The sequence below is a fragment of the Sphingomonas sp. CCH9-F2 genome (assembly GCF_001556735.1).
In the GTDB taxonomy this organism is placed as follows: domain Bacteria; phylum Pseudomonadota; class Alphaproteobacteria; order Sphingomonadales; family Sphingomonadaceae; genus Sphingomonas; species Sphingomonas ginsenosidimutans.
Genome location: NZ_LSJO01000224.1, coordinates 1 through 8,283, shown reverse-complemented (window position 1 = coordinate 8,283; position 8,283 = coordinate 1). Strand labels below are relative to the sequence as shown.

Below are 8,283 nucleotides of genomic sequence, written 5' to 3'. Positions count from 1 at the left end.
CCGACATAGACCTGCGTCGCGCTATAGCCCGACCAGTAAGCGTAGAAGCGATCGGCGATGTTGCGCACGCGCAGCGACACCGTCGCCTGCGGCAGGCGATAGGCGATCCCCGCATCCAGCAGCGTATAGCCGTCGACGCGAACGGTGTTCGCGGTGCTGGTATAGATATCACCGACATGCCGCAGCGAGCCGCTGACCGTCAGCGGCAGCGCATCGGCGTGATAGGCGAGCGTCAGATTGGCCAGCCGTTGCGGCACGTTGACCGGGCGCTTGCCGGTCAGGTCGACATCGCCCGCGCCGGTCAGTTCGTCGAACCGGGCGCGCAGCAAGGCGGCATTGGCGTCCAGCGTCCAGTGGCGCGACAGCGTGCCGACCGCGGACAGTTCCACCCCGCGCGACGATTGCACGCCGCCCTGCACCTGTACCGACGGAAGGGTGGAATTACGGGTCAGGATGCCGCTCTGCCGGATCCAGTAACCCGCTGCGGTCAGCGCCAGCCGGTCGCCGAACAGGCTGGTCTTCACCCCGCCTTCCACCGAATCGCCGCGCGTCAGATCGACGCTGGCGCGCAGCACGTTCGACAGCAGCAGCGAGCCGACCGGGGTGATCGCATGGCTGTATTGCGCATAGAGCTGCGTCGTCGGCGCGACGTCATAGACGCTGCCGATCCGTCCCGACAGTGCGTGGAACCGGCGCCCGAACCGCTGTGTCGTCCCCTGGTTGAGGTCGTCGACGCGGCGGTCGAGATCGATCGTGTCGTGGCGCAGACCCGCGAGGAGCAGCCAGCGATCGGTGAGGTTCAGCGCGTCCTCCGCAAACACAGCCCAGCTGGCGACGCGCGAGGTGAAGTCGGCACGGTTGCCGGCGCCGGGGAAATTGGCGGCGACGTCGGCGGGGAAGGTGCCGCGCACCGGCGCGAACGGCGACACCGACGTGGTGGTGCCGAAGCGGCGGTGGGTGATGAAATGCGCCTCATTATATTCCGCGCCAACGTTCACGCGGTTGCGCAGCCCGGCAATGGTCGTGTCGCCGGTCAGGAAGGCGCGGTTCGACCAGCTGTCGTGATCGTGGGTGATCTTCGTGGTGGAGCGGTCGAACAGCGCGGTGGCGGGGTTGTAGGTGAAATCCTCCGAATTCTCCCACGTGCGGTCGCCGCGATACAGATTCGCCTCGTCGGTCAGCGTCCAGCCGTCCGCCAGCGTCCAGGCGATGCGCGCGCGGCCCCAGTAAGCGTCCGAATCGGCGCGCCCGTCGGTGACATTGTAGTTGCGGTCGCGGATCGCGCGGTCGAGCACCAGCCCGGCGGTGCTGTGGACCACATCCGACGGATCGCGTGCGACCGCGGCGGGCAGCAAGGGTGCGCCCTGATAGGGGGTGCGATTGCGTTCGCCGAAATAGTCGAATGCCAGCAGTACCGACAGCCGCGACGTGGGGTTCAACGCCAGGCTGTTGGTGGATTGCAGCGTGCGCGTCCGTGTATCGTCGACATAGCCGCCGCTGCGCGATGCCGACAGGTCGCTGCGCAGCGCCGCGGTGGTGCCGAGCGGCTGGTTGATGCCGGCGCCCAGCCGCCAGCTGTCGAAGCTGCCGTAGCTGGCCAGCGCGTCGACATGGCGCGCGTCGGTAGTCGGCTTTTTGGGCACCAGGTTGATCGCGCCGGCCAGCGCGCCGTCGCCGTACAGGATCGACGCGGGGCCCTTCAGCACCTCGATCCGGTCGAAGGCGAAGCTGTCGTAATTGCGGTTGAGGATCGTCGAATCGGCGATGCGCATCCCGTCGAACAGATAGGAGACCGCGCCCGTCGAAAAGCCGCGCATCGACGCGCTGGCCGGTTCGCCGGGGAGCAGCCCGGCGACGACGCCGGGGGTGCTGTCATACACCTCCACCGCGGTGCGCAGCCCCTTCGCCTGCATCGTCGCCTGCGTGACGACGTCGAGCGTCGCGGGGGTTTCGCGCGGGGTCAGGCCCAGACGGCTGACGGTGGGCGTGGGGACATCGAGCCGCGTGGGGTCACGCTCGCCGATGACGGTGATGTCGGCGGCGCGATCAGGCGCCTCGGCGGCGGGATGTTCCTCCGCACGGGCGGCGAGCGGAAGCGCGGCGAACAGGACGGGCAGCAGGCAGCGCGCGGCGGCGCCGACCGAATGATGGTGTCGGGACATGGATCAACCTTGACCGGCCCGGCGCGGCGGAACCGTGCGCGGGCGCGACATAACGACGCGCCGCCCGCACGAGCGCGGGCGGCGCTGCTCAATGGTGGTCAGGTCAGGCGGGCGGGGGGACCGCGCAACGGCGGGCGCAGATAGGCGGACGGGAAGGGTGCCGGCAGCAGGATCGGGCCGAGCGCGCTCGCCATGACGAACGCGAGCAGCGCCACGATCAATACCGGGTCGGCAGCGCTCAGCACCGCGGCGGACAGGCCGGCGAACGCGCAGGGCATTTGCGTGGCGGGATGTTCGCGGTGGTCGCGGTGCTCGGAATGGTCGTGGGCCGTCGCGGCGTGCTGTTGCATCGCGCCCATCATCGCCGGCATCGCGTGGTGCCCGGCCGGGGGTGGCGCCGGCATTGTCCCGGGACACAGCACGATATCGACCTGCCCGGCTTCCGCGGCGATCATATAGCCGGTCGGCACCAGCAGCTTCAGCGCCAGCACCGCTGCCATCAGGCACGCGACGATGAGGCGTTGGCGCAGGAGGCGCCGGAGCGCGGACACGTCGCTCGCCTATCGCCGCGCGCCTTGCCTGTCACTGGCACATTTTGTCCCACCCCCGCCGGGAGGCAGGACGAGGGTCAGCGGCCGAACCAGCGGCTCCACAGACCATCGGCGGGGACGCGCATCGCCTGCCACGCGGCCTTGCGCTGCTGCGCGCGTTGGTACAGCGCCGCCATCCGCTCATCGCGCGGCAGATCGGACAGCCGCGGAGAAAGCATCATGCCGTCATCGTGAGCGCGCATTCGTTCGTTACCCTCTCGCGTCGAACCGTGGCGTTTCAACGACCAACGGGGCGATCGGTTGCGGAAATCAGAACGGCAGCCACTTCGACTCTTCGGTGAACTTCATGTAGCCGACGTTGACGCCCGCGCGCCAGCCGACCCCCAGCCGCACCGGGATCAGGACGACATTGCCCTTGCGCAGATAGGTCGCCGCAAAGCCGCCGACGAAGTACAGCCGCCCCTCCGCGCCGGGGAAGCGCGTGAACAGGTCCTGCGTGTCGTACAGGTTGTACACCAGCACGAACACCTTGTTGGCGTCCCCGCCGACGTCGAAGCCGACCGACGGTCCGGTCCAGTAGACGGGGCGCTGCCCCTCCACCTTGTGCGTCATCACCCCCGAGCCGTAACGCAACCCCAGCACGAACGCGCCCGACGCCTCGCGCCCGGCGATATAGGCGTTGGGTTCGCCCTGATCCTTCAGGATCTTCTCGATGATCTGCGCGAAGCCCTCGGCGCCGCGGCCGAACACCCCTTCGCCGGCCGCGATCAGATCGTCGCGGCGATAGGTGGAGGCGGCCTGCGTCGTCGCTTCGGCGCGGGTTTCCGGGTTCGCGGACGGTGCGGGCGTCGCGCGCGGCGCTGGCGCGGCGGCGGGCGCGTCGGGATAGGCCGGCTCCGTCGGCGGCGGGTAGGACGGGCCTGGCGTCGGCGCGGGGCTGCGCGAGGCGGTGCCGGTGACGTCGGCGTCGATCCCGGCGTTGGGATCGATCGTCCGCACCTGCGCCACCGCGCTGCCGGTCAGCGCCGCCGCGGCGGCAAGCGTCATCACCGCGCGCGCCGCCGCCCGTCCGACCCGCGCGCGCGTCACCGCCACGCCCTTGCTGCCCGCCCTGTATCCCGTTGCCGTCATGTCGTCATCCCGCCACCCGATCGGGCGACTGTAGCCTGCGGCAGCCTGTCCCCACAATGAACGCACGACGATCCGAGTCACGAACGCGACCGACGGAAGCCGCAACCAAGGCATTGATCGCGCCGAAAGCGCTCGCTATAGCCCCGCCTCACGCCGTGACCCGGAGACGTGGGTGAGTGGCTGAAACCAACGCTTTGCTAAAGCGTCGTACGGGAAACCGTACCGAGGGTTCGAATCCCTCCGTCTCCGCCATATTTCCAGTTTATGCTGGACAAACAACGACTTAAAAATGCCGGTCAAAAGGGGCAGCGATGATCGCTCCACTGACCGCTACATAAGAGCCTGTCGAGGGCTCCCCGTTTGCCGAGGGCTTGTATCGGCTGAGGCAGCCCGAACGTGGTGGGGCTGTATCTTGGATGCGCCGGCATGACCGGAACCCGTGTCCAGCACCTAGAGCGTCGATCCGGCATTTTTCACCTTCGGGTGCGTGTTCCGGACGACATTCGGTCGCTGGTCGGGTTGACGGAGGTGCGTCGGTCATTGCGCACATATCAACTAACCCGAGCCCGGACGTTGGCAGCGGTTTACGCTGCGCGAATGTTTGAGGTTTTCGAAATGGTGAAGCTGGGAATTTCGAAGGATGAGGTTCGCATTCGGATCAATGGGGTGCTCCGCGACCTGACGGCCGAAACCGAGGCGTCCGTCACTGGGCGTCTTTCCGACTGGGAGCGCAACGAGCAGTTGTATAGCTCCACGGAAGTGATGGTAGGCTTGCGAGAGCAGCGCGCTTGTGGCAATTTCGGTGCTGCCGTCCACGAGGTTGCGGTTCGCGCACTTGCGCCCACCGGCACGTTGCTCGGCGATCTTAGCCCTGACCGGCGCGATGATATCCTTGACGGCGCTGCCAGAGCACTGATCGAGCGAGAGCGCCTTCTGCAGTTGCGGACATCTGACCGCCTTGCCGAGTTTGTGCCCGTCGATCCACTTTTCCGGGCGTCTCCTCCCGGAGCTAATGGCACAAGCGATGTGCTGGGGCCAACGCTCGGTGAGGCCATATCCGAGTATCTCGAGACGAAGGGCAAGAGTTGGACGGCGAAGACGCACCGCAGCCGCGTCAGCCGGCTCAGCTTCCTCCAGCAGCACTTTGGTGCTGAACGGCTACTGGCGACAATCACCACCGCCGACGTTCGTACTTATCGCGATGCTGTAATCCGCCTACGGCGCAACAGTGGTCATGCAACGCAGACGTTCTTGCAACGGCAGGCCGCAAATGCCGCGCATCGCATCAGCGATACAACGGCGGCATTAGTTTTCGTCCCGACACAGGCATTTTTCAGGTGGTGTCGTTCGGAACAGGGCTACGTTGACCATAATCCCGCCGAAAACATCAAGGTCGCGGTGTCCAAGCGTACGAAAGGAAGGCCAAAGAGGCGTCCATTTTCAGCAGAAGAGCTGACGATACTCTTTTCGGCGCCCGTCTTCACGGGTTGCCAAAGCTTCCGTCGGCTTCTGGTTAAGGGTAGCCGCGAGATCCGGAACGCCCATTTCTGGATCCCTATATTAGGTTTTTATTGCGGTGCGCGTGTCGGGGAACTGGTGCAGCTCCATCTGACCGATGTGTACGTTGATGGAGACATTCCCTATCTGCATATCACAGAAGACGGGGCGGGCCCTCCGGGGTCCGACAGCGCCAAGCACGTGAAATCGGAAGCTGGCGTGCGAAAGATCCCGCTTCACCCGGATGTGATGGGTTTGGGCTTTGCCGAATTCGTGTCGAAGCGGAGGCGAGATCGCAGGTCAAAGCGGCTATTCTTCGAGATCAAGATGGGCGCGGATGGTCAAGCCTCGACGGTATACAGCAAGTGGTTCGGGCGCCTGATGGATGCGGTTGGCCTGAGCGATCCCGCTCTCGTCTTCCACAGCCTGAGGCATAACGCCGAGGACGCTTTCCGTGATGCGCTCGTTCCGCAGTACGTAATCGACAAGGTGATCGGGCACGACGAGGGGACCACGAGCGGGGGATATGGTCACGGCGTTTCGCTTGAGGTGATGTACAATGCCGTCAAGGCGATGCGCCACAAAGTGAGCGTGCTTGAGTTATTGGAGGCCGGTTAAAAGGGTAAGCGAACACGTATGAAATTGTAGCCCGATTGGCGTATGATGCGCCGACCAATGCAAAAGCATGTTGACGCATGCGGTGTAGTGCTGCAAACGAAGAGCGACCTTTGGTCATGCTAAGACGAAGCTCATCATCCGACCGATGAGCGCGGACCCAGAGCCGGGCGCTTGTACCCGGCTCGCGTCATACCCCGCACCGCAGGTTCTTGAGTGACGAGCATGGGGCTCGTTTGGTTGGCCTGCACTTTCGTCTTGGAGGTCGAAGTGTCGGACTACGTACACCATAGAAAGCGCAAGCTGCGCCTCAACAGGCCGCTCGACCCGAACCTGTTCACCCGCGCCGAAGCCGCGATCTACATCGGTGTGTCTATCAGTGCGCTCGCTCATTGGGCGTGTCACGGGCGCGGCCCCGTTCATCATATCATCGGCAAGTCGTCCTTCTATCATCGTGCCGACCTCGACGCGTGGATCGCCAGCCGTGCCGGTCTTCCCCGGGGAGCGAACTGATGGCTGTCACGATCAAGGTAAAGGTGGCGGGCAACCGCAGGCGTGGGTTCGAAGCCGATGTCCGGCAAGTCGCGCCGCTCATCCGCGAATGCCAGGCCGCGGGCATTGTCTGTGTCCGCGCGATTGCGGAAGCACTTAATGCCGACGGGGTAAAGGCACCTAGCGGAAGACCGTGGAGCTACGCCACTATGCTTCGCGTCATGGATCGGGCCGCGGCACTCGGACTGGCTGCTTGCAAGCATTCGCTGTCCGAAGCTGCTCGCGCGCGCCCCGTTAGCTATGCTCCTCGCTCTCGTTACGACGAAGCATCGTCTAGGTGGATCGGTGGTAGCTGCACGCCCGCTAAGAAGACCCACGCTATTAGGATCGGTGGGAAGGGATGCCCGTGATCTCGGACCACCTCTGCGCGTCGCTTGCAAGTCAAGGCAAATGGCCGATTTGCTGGGACGAGCCGGCTCCGGTTGCGTCTGCCGATATGGCTCGCGTGTATATTGCGACCTGTGCATCTCGTGACCGGATGATGCGGCGGGCACTCACCGCTCTCGCCGGCGCGGGCAAGGCGGGGAAGCTACGCCGCGCAGTTCGGCGTTACCTCGCCAGCTCCTCCGCGCGGACCCACGCTTTTGCCAGGGCATTTCGGCGCAAGCATGGCCCGCTCTCGAAGCTACCTGACAAGGACCTGATCGCAATTCCGCTGATTGCCGCGTCGACGTCAGCCTGGCGATACAGCGGCGGAAACCCCGTCGCCATTCCCAGACCGAAGCGCGACGGCACCAGTTACAGATACATCGTTCAGGCGAATGTATTTCAGTTCGCTGAGGAGCTGCTTGCCGCTGCCGCCGTGAACGCCGTCAGCACTCCTTATGCGACACAGTTTATGAGCCCGCGCACCGGCGGACGGCCCAAATTTGAGCAGTGGCTCGGTGAGAACATGCCGACTGCTGCCCGGGTAGTAACAATAGACATTCCCCGCTGCTTCGCCACCATCAGGCACAGCAGTGTGGCAGATGCCCTCCCCCTTCCAGGGAAGGTCATGAATGAGGTCTTCTTCAAGCCACGTGCTCGTACGAAGTACCTCAAGCCTGCTCTCATAGGTCCCCTGGAGAACAAGGCTCATCACGCCCAGGCGAGTTCGTCCATCTGCGGCATCGCAGAAGGCTCCGCCCTCTCAAGCGTCGCAGCTGAGCTGGTGTTGGCTAACGTCCTCCGGGACGTCGCCGCCGTCGGTGACGCTGTTCGCGTGGCTAGCCACGGAGACAATCTAATTGTCCTCCTTGCGGACGCGACGTCTGAAGGGCTTGTAAGGCAAGTCCTCAACGCATCGATCTGCTTGCATTTCGAAGCAAACCCGGACGAACTCGCCGGCCGTATATCGTCCGGTCCGGCAAGCCAGCCGTTCTATTTCTGTGGCCGCTGGCATCGGTGGTCCGAAGGAAAGCTGAGGATCAAAATCGATCCCGCAAGGAAGGACGAGTTCGTCCTTCGCACTCACATCGCTATCGAAGAAGCGCGTGCCCTTAACGTGGCAGCCGCACGGAACAAGCGTGTCCAGCGCCTCAGGAGGAGCGTGCTGGGCTGGCTACATCAGTACGAGGGCAGCGCGGACTTGTTGGTAGAGATTTTGGATCTCTGGCCGCTCATACCAGCGGAGATTTCCACCGATAAAGCAACGGAAGGAGATATGAAATGAAAACACCGCCCCATGGGGTCGCGTTGAAGCCACTACACGACTGGCCTTCATTCTGGGACGGCGGTGACGTGACCCCAGTCTTTCATCCAGCGGCAACCAGAGACTGACCGTGGTTTTCGCGCAT

Annotated in this window: 8 protein-coding genes and 1 tRNA gene; 5 read left to right on the top strand and 4 right to left on the bottom strand. The window is 64.4% G+C overall.

Annotated features, from left to right (window positions below):
- The 4 genes from AX685_RS06775 to AX685_RS06765 form a co-directional block, all read right to left on the bottom strand.
- Nucleotides 1-2,162: TonB-dependent receptor (locus AX685_RS06775; protein ID WP_066486793.1), on the bottom strand; the 2,162-nt coding region annotated here is incomplete at its 3' end.
- A 98-nt stretch (nucleotides 2,163-2,260) separates the two neighbouring features.
- Nucleotides 2,261-2,713 (bottom strand): hypothetical protein, encoded by a 453-nt coding sequence (locus tag AX685_RS06770; protein WP_070321614.1) that lies wholly within the window; start codon nucleotides 2,711-2,713, stop codon nucleotides 2,261-2,263.
- A 77-nt stretch (nucleotides 2,714-2,790) separates the two neighbouring features.
- Nucleotides 2,791-2,934, bottom strand: coding sequence for a hypothetical protein (locus tag AX685_RS21475; protein ID WP_197418515.1), 144 nt, complete (start codon nucleotides 2,932-2,934; stop codon nucleotides 2,791-2,793).
- An 88-nt stretch (nucleotides 2,935-3,022) separates the two neighbouring features.
- Nucleotides 3,023-3,760, bottom strand: a complete 738-nt coding sequence (locus AX685_RS06765) for a DUF1134 domain-containing protein (protein ID WP_066486798.1) — start codon at nucleotides 3,758-3,760, stop codon at nucleotides 3,023-3,025.
- Nucleotides 3,761-4,006: 246 nt separating this feature from the next.
- Here AX685_RS06765 and AX685_RS06760 point away from each other — a divergent pair.
- From AX685_RS06760 to AX685_RS06745, 5 genes are all read left to right on the top strand, one after another.
- A tRNA-Ser gene (locus AX685_RS06760) sits at nucleotides 4,007-4,096 on the top strand.
- 174 nt (nucleotides 4,097-4,270) lie between these two features.
- Entirely contained in the window at nucleotides 4,271-5,959 is a 1,689-nt protein-coding gene (locus tag AX685_RS06755; RefSeq protein WP_082740653.1) for a DUF6538 domain-containing protein, read from the top strand.
- Between the two features lie 267 nt (nucleotides 5,960-6,226).
- Entirely contained in the window at nucleotides 6,227-6,469 is a 243-nt protein-coding gene (locus AX685_RS06750; protein ID WP_197418514.1) for a helix-turn-helix domain-containing protein, read from the top strand.
- Nucleotides 6,469-6,858 (top strand): recombinase family protein, encoded by a 390-nt coding sequence (locus AX685_RS23500; RefSeq protein ID WP_443026253.1) that lies wholly within the window; start codon nucleotides 6,469-6,471, stop codon nucleotides 6,856-6,858. Before AX685_RS06750 ends, AX685_RS23500 begins: the two co-directional genes overlap by 1 nt.
- Before the next feature lie 95 nt (nucleotides 6,859-6,953).
- Nucleotides 6,954-8,159: a hypothetical protein gene (locus tag AX685_RS06745; RefSeq protein WP_197418513.1), complete on the top strand. Its 1,206-nt coding sequence runs from the start codon at nucleotides 6,954-6,956 to the stop codon at nucleotides 8,157-8,159.
- Nucleotides 8,160-8,283 lie beyond the last annotated feature (124 nt).